General features: G+C 67.6%; 13 protein-coding genes. 3 read left to right on the top strand and 10 right to left on the bottom strand.

What is annotated here, in order from left to right; all coding sequences use genetic code 11:
• Positions 1–85: 85 nt before the first annotated feature.
• Complete coding sequence (locus tag ACFCV3_RS07295; protein WP_376027075.1) at positions 86–1,513, top strand: methyltransferase; 1,428 nt, start codon at positions 86–88, stop codon at positions 1,511–1,513.
• Here ACFCV3_RS07295 and ACFCV3_RS07290 read toward each other — a convergent pair.
• The 3 genes from ACFCV3_RS07290 to ACFCV3_RS07280 all read right to left on the bottom strand — a co-directional run bounded on the left by ACFCV3_RS07290 (position 1,507) and on the right by ACFCV3_RS07280 (position 5,758).
• Positions 1,507–3,069 carry a diguanylate cyclase gene (locus ACFCV3_RS07290; RefSeq protein ID WP_376027073.1) on the bottom strand — a complete coding sequence of 521 codons (1,563 nt, stop codon included), beginning with the start codon at positions 3,067–3,069 and terminating at the stop codon, positions 1,507–1,509. The two genes, ACFCV3_RS07295 and ACFCV3_RS07290, sit on opposite strands and share 7 nt — an antisense overlap.
• A gap of 10 nt (positions 3,070–3,079) precedes the next feature.
• On the bottom strand, positions 3,080–4,639 hold the full coding sequence (locus tag ACFCV3_RS07285) for a diguanylate cyclase domain-containing protein (protein WP_376027070.1): 1,560 nt from the start codon (positions 4,637–4,639) through the stop codon (positions 3,080–3,082).
• A 165-nt stretch (positions 4,640–4,804) separates the two neighbouring features.
• The gene (locus tag ACFCV3_RS07280) at positions 4,805–5,758 is read right to left on the bottom strand and encodes an ABC transporter substrate-binding protein (protein WP_376027068.1); all 954 of its coding nucleotides are present in this window, start codon (positions 5,756–5,758) and stop codon (positions 4,805–4,807) included.
• A 70-nt stretch (positions 5,759–5,828) separates the two neighbouring features.
• Between ACFCV3_RS07280 and ACFCV3_RS07275 the strand changes: the two genes are divergently transcribed.
• Positions 5,829–6,506 (top strand): hypothetical protein, encoded by a 678-nt coding sequence (locus ACFCV3_RS07275; protein WP_376027065.1) that lies wholly within the window; start codon positions 5,829–5,831, stop codon positions 6,504–6,506.
• Between the two features lie 198 nt (positions 6,507–6,704).
• Here ACFCV3_RS07275 and ACFCV3_RS07270 read toward each other — a convergent pair whose 3' ends face one another.
• Both ACFCV3_RS07270 and ACFCV3_RS07265 read right to left on the bottom strand, forming a co-directional pair.
• The gene (locus ACFCV3_RS07270; protein WP_376027062.1) at positions 6,705–7,172 is read right to left on the bottom strand and encodes an NUDIX domain-containing protein; all 468 of its coding nucleotides are present in this window, start codon (positions 7,170–7,172) and stop codon (positions 6,705–6,707) included.
• Between the two features lies 1 nt (position 7,173).
• On the bottom strand, positions 7,174–8,478 hold the full coding sequence (locus tag ACFCV3_RS07265; RefSeq protein WP_376027060.1) for a cytochrome P450: 1,305 nt from the start codon (positions 8,476–8,478) through the stop codon (positions 7,174–7,176).
• 342 nt (positions 8,479–8,820) lie between these two features.
• On the opposite strand from ACFCV3_RS07265, the gene ACFCV3_RS07260 reads away from it, so the two are divergent.
• Entirely contained in the window at positions 8,821–9,819 is a 999-nt protein-coding gene (locus tag ACFCV3_RS07260; RefSeq protein WP_376027058.1) for an iron-siderophore ABC transporter substrate-binding protein, read from the top strand.
• Here ACFCV3_RS07260 and ACFCV3_RS07255 read toward each other — a convergent pair.
• The 5 genes from ACFCV3_RS07255 to ACFCV3_RS07235 all read right to left on the bottom strand — a co-directional run bounded on the left by ACFCV3_RS07255 (position 9,810) and on the right by ACFCV3_RS07235 (position 15,658).
• A complete protein-coding gene (locus tag ACFCV3_RS07255; RefSeq protein WP_376027055.1) occupies positions 9,810–10,601 on the bottom strand; it encodes a DUF2785 domain-containing protein in 792 nt (263 codons plus the stop codon). The two genes, ACFCV3_RS07260 and ACFCV3_RS07255, sit on opposite strands and share 10 nt — an antisense overlap.
• Positions 10,602–10,709: 108 nt before the next feature.
• Positions 10,710–11,540, bottom strand: coding sequence for an ABC transporter permease (locus tag ACFCV3_RS07250; protein ID WP_376027052.1), 831 nt, complete (start codon positions 11,538–11,540; stop codon positions 10,710–10,712).
• A gap of 1 nt (position 11,541) precedes the next feature.
• Positions 11,542–12,534: an ABC transporter ATP-binding protein gene (locus tag ACFCV3_RS07245; protein ID WP_376027050.1), complete on the bottom strand. Its 993-nt coding sequence runs from the start codon at positions 12,532–12,534 to the stop codon at positions 11,542–11,544.
• A gap of 262 nt (positions 12,535–12,796) precedes the next feature.
• Entirely contained in the window at positions 12,797–15,103 is a 2,307-nt protein-coding gene (locus ACFCV3_RS07240; protein WP_376027047.1) for a sodium-translocating pyrophosphatase, read from the bottom strand.
• Positions 15,104–15,328: 225 nt separating this feature from the next.
• Positions 15,329–15,658: an STAS domain-containing protein gene (locus tag ACFCV3_RS07235; RefSeq protein WP_376028694.1), complete on the bottom strand. Its 330-nt coding sequence runs from the start codon at positions 15,656–15,658 to the stop codon at positions 15,329–15,331.
• Positions 15,659–15,759 lie beyond the last annotated feature (101 nt).

Raw genomic sequence — 15,759 nt, 5'->3', positions numbered from 1 at the left:
GCGTCCCCAACAGACGGCCGCAGCGGCGAGCACCCGGCACCCACGCTCCCGGCCGCATCTGCAGGGCGGATGGGAGGATGCGGGGGTGGAGCTGACGGGGAATGTTGTGGAAGGGCTGCGAGAGGCGTTCGCGGCCGCGGGATACACGGTTGAGGGTGTTGCCAACCGGCTCGGCAAGCAGGCGAACGCGGCCCTCGCGCGGAACGAGACGACACTGGCAGTACGGCGTACTGGCAGTGGCGACGCCCTGGACACGATGATCCGGCTATTTCTCCTCCAGCAAGAAGTACCGAAAGAGCTTGTGGACAAGGCATTCCCACGAATCGACCTAGCCAAGCTGGGCGTTGTCTCCGACGAACGAGCAGCGGTCGACATCCGGCCGTTCGCGGAGGACGACCAGCAGTGGTGGGTCATCGCCGACCTCACCCCCGGTCTCGACGGCCGCCGGGAGCCCATGCGCGACGACTACGTGCTCGGCATCGCCCCGGCCAGCCTGAGCCTCGTCCACCTGACCGTCCCGATCAAGGCTGAGCGTGCCCTCGACATCGGCACCGGCTGCGGCATCCAGTCACTCCACCTGGCCAACCGCGTCACCCAGATCGTCGCGACCGACGTCAACCCGCGCGCCCTCGACCTCGCCAAAGCAACCGCGGCGCTCAACCGCATCGACCTCGACGTCCGCACCGGCAGCCTCTTCGAACCGGTCGCCGGCGAACGGTTCGACCTCATCATCAGCAACCCGCCATACGTGATCTCCCCACCGGACTCACAGCTCACCTACCGCGAGACCTCCTTCGCTGGCGACAGCCTCGTCCAGCAGCTCGTGCAGCAGGCCCCACAGCACCTGACCGACGGTGGCTGGTGCCAACTGCTCGCCAACTGGACCTGTGTCCGTGGACAGGACTGGCGCGACCGCCTCGCCACCTGGACCGGCGACCGCTCCGCCTGGGCCGTGCAGCGCGAGCAGCTCGACCCCTCCGAGTACGTCGAGCTGTGGCTGCGGGACGCCGGTCTGCACGGCACACCGGCGTACCAGAGCCGGTACGACGAGTGGATGCGCTGGCTGGAGGATCAGCAGGTCGAGGCGATCGGTATGGGCTGGATCAGCCTGCACAACGTGGCTGGCACGCTCGATGCCGAGGAGTGGCCCTACGAGATCGAGCGTCCGATCGGACCGCACGTACTGCGGCGTTTCGAACGCAAGGAAGGGCTTCCGGCCGACCTGACCGGTCTGCACCTGGTTGTCGCCGACGACGTGATCCAGGAGACGACCGGGCAGCCAGGCGCCGAGGACCCGGCCACGATCGTGCTGCGGCGTCAGCGCGGTATGCGGCGGGCCGAGCAGGTGGACACAGTCATGGCCGGCTTCGTCGGTGCGTGTGACGGCGAGCTGAGTGTCGGCCAGATCCTGGCTGCGCTGGCTGACCTCCTGGACCGGCAGCTGGTCGACGTACTGACCGAGTACCTGCCGCAGATCCGCCTTCTACTGATTGAGGGCTTCCTCGACTACTGAGTACGCCGGCGCCGCTTCTCGGCGTACATGCGTTGATCCGCAACGGCCATCAGCTCGTTGACCGGCGTACCGTCCGTGCTGGTCGCCTGCCCGATACTGAGCCGCAGCATGGCGAACCACGGCTCCACCGCCACCGCAGCCACCCGCTCCGCAGCCGCCTTGATCCGATCCACCAGCTCCCGCGCACCGCGCTCGTCCGGGTTGTCCAGTACGACGACGAACTCGTCACCGCCCGCCCGAGCCACCACGTCCTCCGCGCGGCTCTGCTCGCGCAGCAGGTGCCCGACGCGACGCAGTACCTCGTCACCGCACGCATGTCCGTAGCTGTCGTTGATGATCTTCAGGTTGTCCACGTCGATCGCCAGCACCGCAATCGACCGCCCAGCGTCGTGCGCAACAGACATGCGCTCGTCCAGTGCACGCCGATTACCCACTCCGGTGAGCGGATCCTCCCGCGCGGCTCGCCACTCCGCGTCATGCCTGATCGAGAGCTCATGGTTGGCCAGTGCGGTCCGTACGGCGTACAGACCGCGCAGCCGCTCGGCCCACCAGCCTCTGGAGATCGCCCGTGCGTACTGCAGTCCTGACACCGCTCCGGAATCGCCTGCCTCCGCAGCGATCTGTACGGCGGTGTGACGAACCAGGGCCTCCACTGGCGGATCAGATGTCGGCGGCAGATCGCTCCCTGCCCGCTGTGCGGCCTCCAGAGCGTCGTCGAGTCGCCCACTCACGGCGTACGAGCGAGCGAGGTACGTGCCCGCGATCGCAGCCAGCTCCAGATCACCCAGCTTGGCCAGCTGGTCCCGGCAGTCCTTGAGGATGACCGCGGCCTCACTCGCATCCGTCAGGTCGTCACTGGCGGCCAGCCACATCCGCCCGGCGATCGGCCAGTAGCCGAGCAGGTCCGCACCGACGATCACATCGACCGCCTCACCCGCCCAGTGATGCGCAGCCTGCCGCCGTACCCGGATCTCTTCGTCGTACGACGTGTCGCCCAGCCGCTCGAGCTCGTGCGCCCAGCGCAGGTTGGACTCCGCCAGATTCAGCCGGTTGATCGCCGGCGCCTCGGCCAGCCCGAGCGGGACGTGATCGCCGTCGGCGGCCAGCTCGAAGTGCGGAATGCAGAGCTCGTACAACCGGAGCAAGTCGTAGGCGTAGCCGAGCCCGGTGTGCGCCCAGCCTGCCAGCCCGAGATCGCGGGTCCGCGAGAGCGCGTTCTCGGCCGCAACCAGGTCTGCGACCGAGTCACCGCCTTCACCGGTCCGGATCAGCGTCACGATCCGGATCGCGATCGCATTCGCTTCCCAGCCTGGTTCGTCGATCGCCCGGGCCACCCGGATACAGCCGTCGACCGCGTCCAGCGCCTCGACCGCATCGGTCGCGTGATGCGCGGCAACCGCCCGCACGTACTCCGCGGCGGCACGCTCGTGACTGGGCTCGGACCCGAGCTCCACGAGCAAGCGATTGATTTCCTGCCCGGCCTCCGCCGGGTTCCCGGACTGTGCCCGGGTCATCGCCGCCGCGATCCGCGCCGTCACCCCCGACGTCTCGCGCACCGAATCTCCTTCACTGCCTCACTTTGTGCCGGCGCTTGTCGTCGTACAACCGCCGGTCGGCGGTGGCCACCAGGTGGTCCACACCGACACCTTCCGCCGTTGCGGCGTACCCGATACTGAGTCCCAGCTGCCGCAACCACGGCTGGTCCGCCGTTGCCGCGATTGCCGCGACCGCGATCCGGATCCGCATCGCCAGCTGGGCGCCACCTTTGGCATCCGGCTGATCCAGTACGACGAAGAACTCGTCGCCTCCCGATCGAACCACGGCATCAGTCGCTCGAGCCTGTTCTACCAGGAGATTGGCAACAACCTGCAGCAACTGGTCTCCGCAGGCGTGCCCGTGAGTGTCGTTGACGACCTTCAGGTCGTCGACATCGATGGCCAGCAACGTGACCGCCCGCCCGGAATCCCGGGCCGCCGTCAACCGCTCGTCGAGCGCACGCCGATTCCCCACACCGGTCAGCGGATCCTGCCGCGCCGCATGCCACTCCGCATCGTGCCGAGCCGAAAGATCGTGGCTGGTAAGCGCATGCCGTACGGCGTTCAGCGCCCGCTGCCGCTCCTTCCACCAGCCCCGCGCGACCGACCGCGCATACTCCAACCCTGCAAGGGCTCCCGGCTCGTCCCGCGCCGCCGCAAGCTCCGACCGCGTCTGCATCACCAGCAGATGCGTCGACGGATCCGCCAGCGGAATCAGATCCGCCGCCGCCCGGTCAGCCGCCGCCCGAGCCTCATCCGGATCCCCCTTGGCCGCCCAGGCACGCGCCAGATAGGCCCCCGCGATCGCCAGCCGCTCCGTCTCGCCCAGCTTGCTGATCTCGTCGCGGCACTCGCTCAGCTCCTTGACCGCAACCGCCGGATCCGACTCCGCCGCCGCGGCCGCCACCCACAGCCGCGCGCTCAGCCGCCAGTACTCCTGGCTCTCGTCGTCGACGATCACCCGCTCGGCCTCGCGCGCCCAGTACGCCGCCGACGCCTGCCGCTCGCGAATCTCCTGTCCGTACGACGGGTCTCCCAGCCGCTCGAGCTCATGCGCCCAGCGCAGATACGTCTCGGCCAGATTCAGCCGGTCGATCGCGTTCGACTCCGCCAGCTCGAACACATCGTCCTCCAGCTGCGCCGCCCGCTCGTAATGCGGAATGCACAGTTCGAAAAGTCGCAGAACGTCGTACGCATAACCCAAGCCGGTATGCGCCCACGCGATCAGGCCCGGGTCTCGCGTCCGGCTCAGCGCATGTTCGGCCGCCACCAGATCGTTGACCGTGTCGCCGCCACGCCCACTGCGGGCCAGATTGATGATCCGGATCGGCAACGCGTTCGCTTCCCAGCCTGGCTCGTCGATCGCCTTCGCGACCGCCAGCAACGCATCCACCGCCCGCAACGCCTCATCCGCGTCACTCGCATGATGTGCGGTCACCCCACGCACATACTCGACGGCCGCCAACTGATAGCTCGGCACATCGCCCAGCTCGGCCTTCAGCAACTCGACCTCGGCCGCCGCCGTCGCATGCCCACCCGACTGGGCCGCCGTCATAGCAGCAGCGATCCGGGCGGTCAGCGCACCACTCATCGCCACGCGCCCATCACCGCCCCCTAGTCACCACACCCAAACCGGACCGCCCATTCTGACCACCCACCCCACCCCCTGTCACGCCCTGAACCAGCCACCGGCCACTTAGTGCCACAAATTCCACACAACGGGTAATACTTGGGCAAAGTTTTCTTCCCAGGTGTCTCAGCCGGTATGCAAAATGCGGGCCTGCCCCGGATTCGCCGGGTCCAGCTCGGCCACCTGGATCGCCGGCCACATCCACTGCCAGATCCCTTGGCTGCGAGCAAACGTGATCTCCCCGCGACTCCCCTCGACCGCGACATTCGCCCAGTCGCCATCCATGCGGAACAGCTCATTCAGCACGGCGATCGCGTCGTACCCCTCGAAGGCAACAAACGAAGGCGCTTCGCCCAACTCCGCCTCGAGCCGTCGGCCGAGCGGGCTGAGCTCCGCAGGCAGATAACGCAAAAACGGAACCCCAGCCAATCCCGCCCACTCCGGCTGTCCCGCCGGAGCCCCGATCAACACGTCGGCCAGCCGCGCATCCGCCCGTACAGCTTCAACAATTGGCACCGCCGGCTCCGGAGTCCCCACCAGCAGCAAGAGCGCCGTACACCCGCTCTCCGCCAGCTCATCGCACACCGAGCCGGCACTCACCTCGACAACCTCGCTGAGGTGCTCCCGCAGGATCCGCACCCCGGCCGCCCAATACACACTCGCCTGCGCCACCACGGCAACCCGCTCGTGCCCGAGGCTCAGCAGGTACTCCGCAAACACCCGCCACCCCCGAGACTGCACCGGCGCAATCCGAGCCACCCAATCCGTCGGCCCCTCGACCAACTCGTCAATCACCGCCGACGAACACAGATAAGGCACCCCCACCTCCGCAGCCCGCCCAGCCACCGCCCGAGCCACCACGCTGTGATACTCCCCGGCCAGCGCCCGAACCCCCAGCCCCACCAACTCATCCACCGCCGCCACAGCCCGCGCAGCGTCAGCCCCCGTATCCCGAACCACCACCTCGATCCCCAACTCGCGAGCCGCTAGCTCCGCGCCGGCAACCAACTGCCGCCCCGCCTCCACCCACCCCGGCAAACTCAAAGGCGCCAAAACCCCAACGCGCACATCACGATCCATCCAGCCATTCCACTCAGACAGAGCATCTGAGGGCAACCGAATTGGTCCCCCGGCCGGTGATGATGTGCACATGCGCGACTGGGACTGGTTTCTGAACGAGATTCGCTGGTTCTTGCAGGACGGCGATACGGCCGTTGTCGGCAACGAACGACGGTGGGAGCGTCCTGCGGTTGAAGGACTGCCGCAACTGTCCGACCTGCTGAACGCCGCGACCGTCACCTCGGTGACTGTGTCCGATACTGCCTACGAGTTGCTGGCCTGGGGCCCGCCGGCGCGGCGACGCGGCTGGCTGGCGCGGAGGCCGGTCCGACCGCAGGAGAGTCTTGGCGCGATCGATCCTGTGCACCAGGCGTTCTGGTCTGCCTGCGGAGGGATTGTCGAGCGCTTCGGTGAGCCCGAGTCCTGGTGGCTGAGCCACACCGAGGTCCTCACCGTCGAAGCCGCACGGACGTCGATCGCCGAGCCGCTCGACGCCTACTCGTGGATCTGGGAACAGGACGGCCTGACCATTCCCATCCAGGCCGACGATTACTACGTCGCCGCAATCGAGGGCAACGGCAACCTCACCCTGGCCCCGCGCCACGGCGGCCGTCTACTCCTGTTCGCCCCCGACCACGCCTTCGACAACATCAGCCCACTGGCCGGCTGCCCCGAATACTCCTTGTATACCTTCGACAACCAGCCCGACCTGGCCTCCTGGATCGAAACCTGCGCCGGCGCCTGGCTCCAAGACCCACCCGCCGCCTAACCCGTCACGACGGGGATGGGCCTCGACGACTGCGCGGAGAGAGCCGCCAGCAACCAGTTGCGGCCGACAGTCCGGACCCCCAGGCCATCACAAATGCTCGCGTCCGACGTGTCCACGCGGGGCTCCGGGACGGCAAAGCCAATTGTGATGGCCTGCAGGACCGGCGCTGCTTCCGAGAAGCGCGCCGAGCGGCCGTGTTCAGGCGACTGGTACGCCGTGGTTGCAGAGGAGGGTGGTTCCTTCGGCTGCGGCTTGGAGGGCGGCGGTGATGCGGCCGGCCATCTGGGGTTTCAGGTGGGGGTGGGCTTCGGCGACCGTGTGGAAGTGGGCGGCGCGGATCTCGCCGTCGGGGAAGGCGGTTGGCACGGTGGCCAGGTGGCCGCCGTCGAAGATGAAGTTGATGCCGTCGGGCCGGTCGTCGTGGGCGTGCACGTGGTCGACGACGAGGAGGCGGCCCAGCGGGAGGTGCAGGCCTAGCTCCTCGGCTACCTCGCGGGAGGCGGCGGTCCAGGGGGATTCGTCGGCTTCGACGATGCCGCCGGGGAGCTCCCAGTTGAGTTTGTACGTCGGTTCCAGGAGCAGCACGCGGTTGGCGTGGTCCCGGATGAGGACCGCGGCCGCTAGGCGTTTGCGGGGCATCCGGGTGATGTCGTCGTTGACGGTCACGTCAGCCGGCGGCCTGCTGGGTTTTGGCGGCGTGGAGCTGGACGGGGAGGGTCTCCAGGCCGTAGACGATGGAGAGTTCGCGGAAACGCAACTGCTCCTCGGGTACGGCGAGGGCCAGGTCGGGGAAGCGGTGGGCCAGGGCCAGGAAGGCGGCGCGGAGCTCCATCCGGGCCAGTTCGGCGCCGACGCAGCGGTGCATGCCGTGGCCGAAGGCGAGGTGGGCGGCTGATGAGGCGCGGCGGGGGTAGAAGTCTTCGGCGTCGTCGCCGAAGACGTTCTTGTCGCGGTCGGCGCCGGACAGCGAGACAGCCACCAGGTCGCCCTTCTTGACCTGCTTGCCGAACAGCTCCTGGTCGTGGCGGGCGAAGCGCGGGAAGGCAACCTGGACGACGGTCAGGTAGCGGAGGAGCTCTTCGACGATGTGGTCGACGGCGCCCGGCTCGGTGCGGATCCGCTCGAAGTGTTCGGGGTTGCGGAGCAGCACGAGGGTGCCGAGAGCAAGCATGCTGGCCGAGGTCTCGTAGCCGCCGAGGAAGACACCGTCGGCGAGACCACCGAGCTCGACGTCGTCGAGGTCGTCGCCCTGGGCCTTGATGATCGAGCCGATCAGGCCGTCACCCGGGTTCGCGCGCTGCTTGCGGACGATCTCGAACAGGAAGTCGCGCGACTCACTCGCCGACCCGAAGACGCCGATGCCACCGGCGGACAGGTCGAACCGGGCCGGGCCGAGGGCACGGAAGCGGTCGCGGTCCTGCTCCTCGACACCGAGCAGGTCGGCGATCAGCAGGAACGGCACGTTGAAGGCGAAGTCGGCGACGATGTCGGCGACCGGGCCCTTGGCCTCCATCAGGTCGAGCTGGTCGTTGACGATCTTCTCGATCGCGGGCTCGAGCCGGGCCAGCCGCCGCTTGGTGAACTCGGGTGTGAGCAGCTTGCGCAGCCGGGTGTGGTCCGGCGGGTCGGTGAACCCGAGACCGCCGATCCCCTCGGACGGCTTGTTCGGGTCCGAGCCGACCAGCGGCCGGACGTCGTTGCTGAAGTTCGTGGAGTCGGCCAGCACTGCCTTGGATTCGGCGTGCCCGGTCACCATCCAGACCGTGATCCCGAACACATGCGCCAACCGGTGCACGGGATCCGTTTCGCGCGCTTCCCCCAAGGCCGGCAACGGGTCGAGCCCCTGCCGGCGCAGCGGTAACGTCACCTGTGCCGGGAACACCCGCATCTTCAACAGGTCGAGACCACCCTTACGACTGGTCCTGTTGAGGATCCGGTTGCCGACCCATCTCTTCAGGTATGTCGCAACCATGACTTCCACGCGCCCTCTCTGAAAACTGCTGCCCCCGACTGCTTCCGTCAACCAAAAGTTAACGGTGCCGAGGACCAGATCTTGATGGTGTAGGCACTACTTCCGGTAGTGGCGTTGGCACCACCATGGGAGGGGACCAGGGTTTTGCCTGCCTCAGACCTTGTCACGGACAACGGTTCTGCAGCCACCGGTATCCACCTGTACCGGTCCCCGGCCCGCGGCACGCCGTACCTGGGGGGCCAATCAGGGAAAACCCAGCCGAAAGTAGGATGCGCGAACCACCCGTCGGCTGATGCCCTGACAGCGATCCGGACTCCACCCCGCAAGGGTAGCCTTACCCGCATGCCGTACGCCGACAGCCAAGCAACACTGGGACGCCGAGGATTCACCGGCCTGTTGGGTGCGGCGGCTGTTGCCGGTCTCACCGGTTGCGGCTCGGGCGGTGACATCCGGCCGTCGATCGCCGCAACGCGGAATGTGCAGCATCCGCTCGGCAACGCGAACATCCCGGTCTCTCCGCAACGCGTCGTCTCCCTGGACGCGTCCGGCGGTCTGCAGGTCAGCCTGGAGGTCGGAGCGCCGCTGGTCGCCTCCGAGACCCTCGACGGTGTCGTGTCGGTGCCCGGCTACCTGCCGCGCCCGGCAGCCGGCTTCGAGTCCCTCGGCTTCAACCAGCCGAACCTCGAGAAGCTGGTGCAGCTCAAGCCGGACCTGATCATCGGCAGCCTGCAGCGGACCAAGGGGCTGTATCCCCAGCTGTCCGCCATCGCCCCGACCGTCGCGTACGAGAACGCCGGCAAGGGCAAGCCCTGGCAGGAGTCAGTACGTCTGATCGCCGACCTGCTCGGCCAGTCCGGCAAGCAGGACGCGGCGCTGGGCAGCTTCAGCGAGCGGGCCCTCCAGGTACAGACCGAGCACAAGGCCTTCCTGGCAAAGCACTCCGTCGCCCTGCTGCGCTTCACGAACGACGAGCTGCGCATTCTGCGTGGACCCATCTTCGGCGCCACGATCCTCCACGAGATCGGCGTACGGCGGAATCGGTCGACCACTGCAGCGGGTGGTACCGACACGTACTACCCGATCGACCGTGAACACGTCGGACTGCTCGCGGACGCCGACGTGATCCTCTACTTCCTCGGTGGCGGCGCTTTCAACGCCGGACCGGACCAGACCTTCAAGTCGTATACCAGCAACGCGATCTGGACCCAGTTGCCCGCAGTGAAGGCCGGCCGGGTCGCCCGGCTGGACCCGACAGCCTGGTGGGACGGGTACTCCGTCTCAGCCGCCAACACCTGTCTGCAGCAGTTCACGACCGTGCTGCGGGCGATGCCTCAGAAGTAGCTCTGCGACACCTGTCGGAGCACCTCGACCAACTGCACCTTGATCTCGGCGGCATGCGGGATCTGCGTGACCTTGCTGGCGCCAGGTAGCCGCACACCTCGGTCTACGAACACATACAGCGCCCGCAACGTCCGAGTGGTGTTGGTGTTCAGCGCAGTGACGGTCGTGGGTATCGGAACCATCCCGGTGAAGGCCGGGACCAGCCACTGGGTCGCATCCTCCACAGTGAGCTCAGAACGCGTCAGCGTGCACGCCAGCGCGTAGGCGAGCCGGTCGTCCTCCATGTCCCGCAACACGTACTCAGTGGGCGTCAGAAGCCGCCCGATACCCAACCGCAGCATCTCCACCGGCTCTACCGCCGGATAGAGCCCCAGGGTCCCCAGCAGGTCGGCCCCATGCGCCACCGCATGCAGCCAGCCCAGCTCCGCGTCGTACCCGCGCAGATCCGTCTCAGCGACGTACCAGCGCTCGAACGGCGGCACCCAGCTCGCCTCGTAGACCCCCGCCGACACGATGCAGTCGAGGATCAACGGCGCAAACGTCCGCGCCTGAATCTCCGCCTCCCCGAACCGCTTCGCCATCTCATCGCCCAGCTCACGCAACTGCCCCTCGGACAGCACCCCGCGCCCGATCCACGTCGCCAACGTCGAGTACGCCGTACTGTCCCGCGCAACCGGATCAGCCGACCTCAGCATCCCCGACAGCTCACCCACCAGCTCATCCAGCGGCCGATCAGCCGGTACGGCGAAGTCGTCAGCGCGCACCGCTGCCCAGTCAGTCATGCGCCGGACCCTAGACGAGCCACCAGGTCAGCACAAAAGGAACGGCCCGTGGAACGCGAAGTTCCACGGGCCGTAGCGACCAGGACCCCTCAGCCCGGCCGAGCTTCGTTACGCGTCGCGCTTGCTCGCACTGAACAGCGCGATCAGCAGCAGCGCAATCGCCCAACCGGCGAAGTACACGAGCGCCCACCACGGGCTGAGCGCGTACTGCGCAGCGGCTGAGTCCGGACCGCCTTCACCGGTGAACAGCGCGTCCTGGCCCTGGTTCAGGAACGAACTGGCGTTCGTGAACGGCGCCCACCGGTTGAGGTCGTCGCCGACCTTCGGGATGGCCTGGACGAGCTGCTCGAGCAGCAGCGGCCACAGGATCAGGATGGCGATCGCACCGGCGCTCTGACGGATCAGAATGCCGACCGCCACCGCGATCATCGCCGACAGCGCGAAGACGAGGCCCTGGCCGGCCAGCAGCCGCCACTCGGCACCGGTGTCGAGTGCCAGGTCGGCCTTACCCGCCAGCAGGGTCCCGATGCCCCAGGCGCCGAACGACGCGACCAGGCCGACCACTGCGGACAGGACGGCAACCACCGCGGTCTTGCCGAGCAGCATCGCCGCCCGCTGCGGAACCGCCTGGAAGCTGGTCCGGATGGTGCCGAACCGGTACTCCGTGGTGACGGCCAGTGCGGCCATCACCATCATGACCATCTGGCTGAGCTGTGCACCGAACTGCGTCAGCTGGATGGTCGCCACCTCTTCGTCGGCCCCGTTCGAGAGGCCGGAGAACAGCGCCGACAGACCCACGGTCAGCACGGCCGCGACGATCATGCACCACCAGGGCGACCGGGTGGAGAAAAGCTTGATCCGCTCGACGTTGATGACTGCGAGACCGCCGTACGACGAACTGTTGCGGGCCGCGGGGGCCGTTGCAGTGGAAGCCGACATGTCAGTTGTCCTCCTTCGGCCCAGCGGCCACCTCGGTGTTCGACGGCACGTCGAGGTGGGTGACAGCAGCAATCTCGTCGTGTGCGTGGTACTGGACCGAATCACCGGTCATCTGCATGAACGCCTGCTCCAGCGAGCCGCGCTGCATGGTCAGCTCGTGCAGCACGATGCCGTGCGCCGCGGCTGCCTCGCCGACCTGGTCGGTGGTCAGGTCGCCTTCGACGAACAGCACCTTGCCCTCGCCCTCGACATCCTCGACCCGGGTGACGAGCTGCTGCTGGTGCAGCACCCCGGCGAGCTGGTCGAGCTGCGGCGTCCGCACCTTGACGGTCGTCCCGCTCGCGCGGTCGACGAACTCCTGCGTGGTGCTCTGCGAGATCAGCCGGCCACGCCCGATGACGACCAGGTCCTCGGCGGTCAGGGCCATCTCGGACAGCAGGTGGCTGGAGACCAGCACGGTCCGGCCCTCGTCGGCCAGCCGGTGCATGAAGGTCCGGATCCAGACGATGCCTTCCGGGTCGAGACCGTTGACCGGCTCGTCGAACAGCAGCACCTCCGGGTCGCCGAGCAGCGCACCGGCGATGCCGAGCCGCTGGGACATACCCAGCGAGTAGGTACCGGCCCGCTTACCGGCGACCTCGGTCAGGCCGACGATGTCGAGGACCCGGTCGACGCTGGACTTCGGCAGCTTGTTGGACGCCGCCATCCAGGCCAGGTGGGCCCGCGCGGACCGGTTCGGGTGCACCCATTTCGCGTCCAGCAGCGCACCGACCTTGGTCAGCGGCCGGTGCAGGTCCCGGTACCGCGTGCCGTCGATGGTGACGGAACCGGCGGTCGGGGTGTCGAGGCCGAGGATCATCCGCATGGTGGTCGACTTGCCGGCACCGTTGGGGCCCAGGAAGCCGGTCACCTTGCCGGGTTTCACCTCGAACGACAGGTTGTCTACGGCAACCGTGGCGCCGTATCGCTTGGTGAGGCCGTGTGCCTCGATCATCGCCGTACTCCTCGTTCGGTGGCGCGCCAATGATGGTGTGTGGGCGGGCTGTGTCGTCTCAGTATCGAGGGCCGACCCGTTCAGATCATCGGACCCGGGGCGGACCCGGTGTGTCCACCCGTGGGTTGATTCTGGCGGCCGGAGGTAGAGATGGGCATCGGTTGAACCCCTGAACTGTCCCTGGCCGGGAACCGGAAGTGACTCCCGGAACGCACAACGGCCCGCCGGAGATCCGGCGGGCCGTTGCGGTACTACTGGTGGATCAGGCGGCGATGTTCGCCGCGGCGGGGGTGTCGGAGATGACCGACTCCCGGCGCTTGGAGACGATCACAGCGGCCGCCAGTACGACGACCGCGGCCAGCGCGATGCCGATCCGCAGCGGGGTGTTGGTGTCCTCGCCGATGGCCGACAGGCCGACGACGGCCGGAGCGATCAGCACCGAGACCAGGTTCATCACCTTGATCAGCGGGTTGATGGCCGGGCCGGCGGTGTCCTTGAACGGGTCACCGACGGTGTCACCGATGATGGTGGCCTCGTGCGCGGGCGAACCCTTGCCACCGTGGTTACCGTCCTCGACCAGCTTCTTGGCGTTGTCCCAGGCTCCACCGGAGTTGGCCAGGAAGACCGCCATCAGGGTGCCGGCACCGATCGCACCGGCCAGGTAGCCGGCCAGTGCCGCAGCGCCGAGACCGAAGCCGACGGCGATCGGAGCGCACAACGCCAGCAGACCCGGGGTCGCCAGCTCCCGCAGCGAGTCGCGGGTGCAGATGTCGACAACCTTGCCGTACTCCGGCTTGCCGGTGCCGTCCATGATCCCGGGGATGTCCCGGAACTGCCGGCGGACCTCGTACACGACCGCACCGGCGGCGCGGCCGACGGCGTTGATCGCGAGACCGGAGAACATGAACACGACGGCCGCACCGAGGATGATGCCGACCAGGGTGCCCGGGTTGAAGACCAGTGCGTCGGCCTCGAACTTGGCGTAGTTGTCGGCCAGCGAGGTCCGGATCGCGTCGGTGTAGGAACCGAACAGTGCGGTCGCGGCCAGTACGGCGGTCGCGATCGCGATGCCCTTGGTGATGGCCTTGGTGGTGTTGCCGACGGCGTCCAGCTCGGTGAGGATCTGAGCCGCTTCGCCGTCCACGTCACCGGACATCTCGGCGATGCCCTGCGCGTTGTCGGAGACCGGGCCGAAGGTGTCCATCGCGACGATGACACCGACGGTGGTCAGCAGACCACAACCGGCCAGCGCGATCGCGAACAGTGCCACGACACCGGTGCCGCCGACCAGGAAGGCGCCGTACACGGCGGCCGCGATCACGACGGCGGTGTAGACGGCGGACTCGAAGCCGACCGAGATACCGGACAGGATGACCGTGGCCGCACCGGTCAGCGACGTCTTGCCGACGTCCTTGACGGGCTTGTCCTCGGTACCGGTGTAGTAGCCGGTCAGGGCCAGGATGACCGCGGCCAGCACGATGCCGATGATCACCGAGACGGTCGCGATGACCCGGGGGTCACCGTCGTAGTTGGCGATCGACGTACCGGCCGCTCCGGTCAGGTCCGCGAAGCTGCTCGGCAGGTAGACGAACGCTGCCACCGCACAGAGGATTCCGGAGATCACCGCGGAGATGTAGAACGCCCGGTTGATCGTGCGCAGACCGTTCTCGCCGGTCCGCGGGCGGGTCAGGAAGACACCGATGACCGCGGTGATGGTACCGATGGCCGGCACGATCAGCGGGAAGATCAGGCCCTGCTCGCCGAAGGCGGCCTTGCCCAGGATCAGCGATGCCACCAGCATCACGGCGTACGACTCGAACAGGTCCGCGGCCATACCGGCGCAGTCACCCACGTTGTCACCGACGTTGTCGGCGATGGTGGCGGCGTTGCGGGGGTCGTCCTCGGGGATGTTCTGCTCGACCTTGCCGACCAGGTCGGCGCCGACGTCGGCGGCCTTGGTGAAGATACCGCCGCCGACCCGCATGAACATGGCGAGCATCGCGGCACCGAAGCCGAAGCCCTCGAGCACGGTCGGCGCGTCACCCTTGAAGAGCAGCACGACGAGCGCGGCACCGAACAGGCCGAGGCCGACGGTGAACATCCCGACGGTGCCACCGGTCCGGAACGCGACCCGCATCGCGGGCTCACGCCCCTCGTCCCGGGCGGCCGCGGCGACCCGGACGTTGGCGCGCGTGGCGAGCCACATGCCCAGGTAGCCGATCAGCGCGGAGAAGCCCGCACCGACCAGGAAGAAGACGGAACGGAAGATCTTCAGGGTGGTGGCGTTGTCGCCATCGGTGTGGGCAGGCAACAAGAACAGCAGCAGGAACGCCACCACGGCGAAGACCGACAACGTCCGGAACTGCCGGCTCAAGAAGGCCGATGCACCTTCCTGGACCGCGGCGGCGATCGTCTTCATGTTCTCGGTGCCATCGTTCGCGGCAAGCACCTGACTCCGGAAAACCATCGCAATCGCGACCGCGAGGATCGCGATCACTCCGACGACGATCACCAGTGTGGTGTTGCTCGACGAAAGATCCACCGCCTGTGGTGCAAGCAGCGCGGACATCCGTCCTCCTTGTAGGCAACCCATCCAGGCTTGACGGCCCCCGTCTGCCGCAACCGAAGGGTTGGGGGAAATAGAACAGCGCCAAGGACATGACGCGGTGGGTCACTCTAGCGGCATCCTGACCAGACCTGACGACAGGGTGGTCTGCGCCACAGCGCGGCGATCAGGCGGGACTGTCACGCAGCGTGCTGATGGGGACACCTTTTCGCTTGCCCGCAAAGGCCTTCAGATCGCGGAGGCGACGTCCGGGTGGATGTCGAAGACCTTGGTCAGACCGGTGATCCGGAAGATCTTCAGCAGCCGTTCCTGGGTGCAGACCAGGGACAGCGAGCCGTCGTGGGTACGCACCCGTTTCAGTCCGCCGACGAGGACGCCGAGACCCGTGGAATCCAGGAACTCCACGCGTTCCAGGTCCAGGACCAGGTCGTAGACCCCGTCGTCGACGAGCGCTGCGATCTTCTCGCGGAGCTTCGGTGCGGTGTAGACGTCGATCTCCCCCGCCACCTCGACGACGGTACGCCCGCCCTCGGCGCGCGCGGTCAGCGACAGATCCACTTCGGCCTCCGATCCCGTGAACTGCTGCATTCAACCATGTACGGACCGTGAGAAGGACCGTTGTGGAAAACTCTTTCATCCCGCCGTGGCGAAAGTCGATC

The sequence above is a fragment of the Kribbella sp. NPDC056345 genome, from assembly GCF_042262745.1.
GTDB lineage: Bacteria > Actinomycetota > Actinomycetes > Propionibacteriales > Kribbellaceae > Kribbella.
This window is presented reverse-complemented; position numbering and strand designations above follow the sequence as displayed.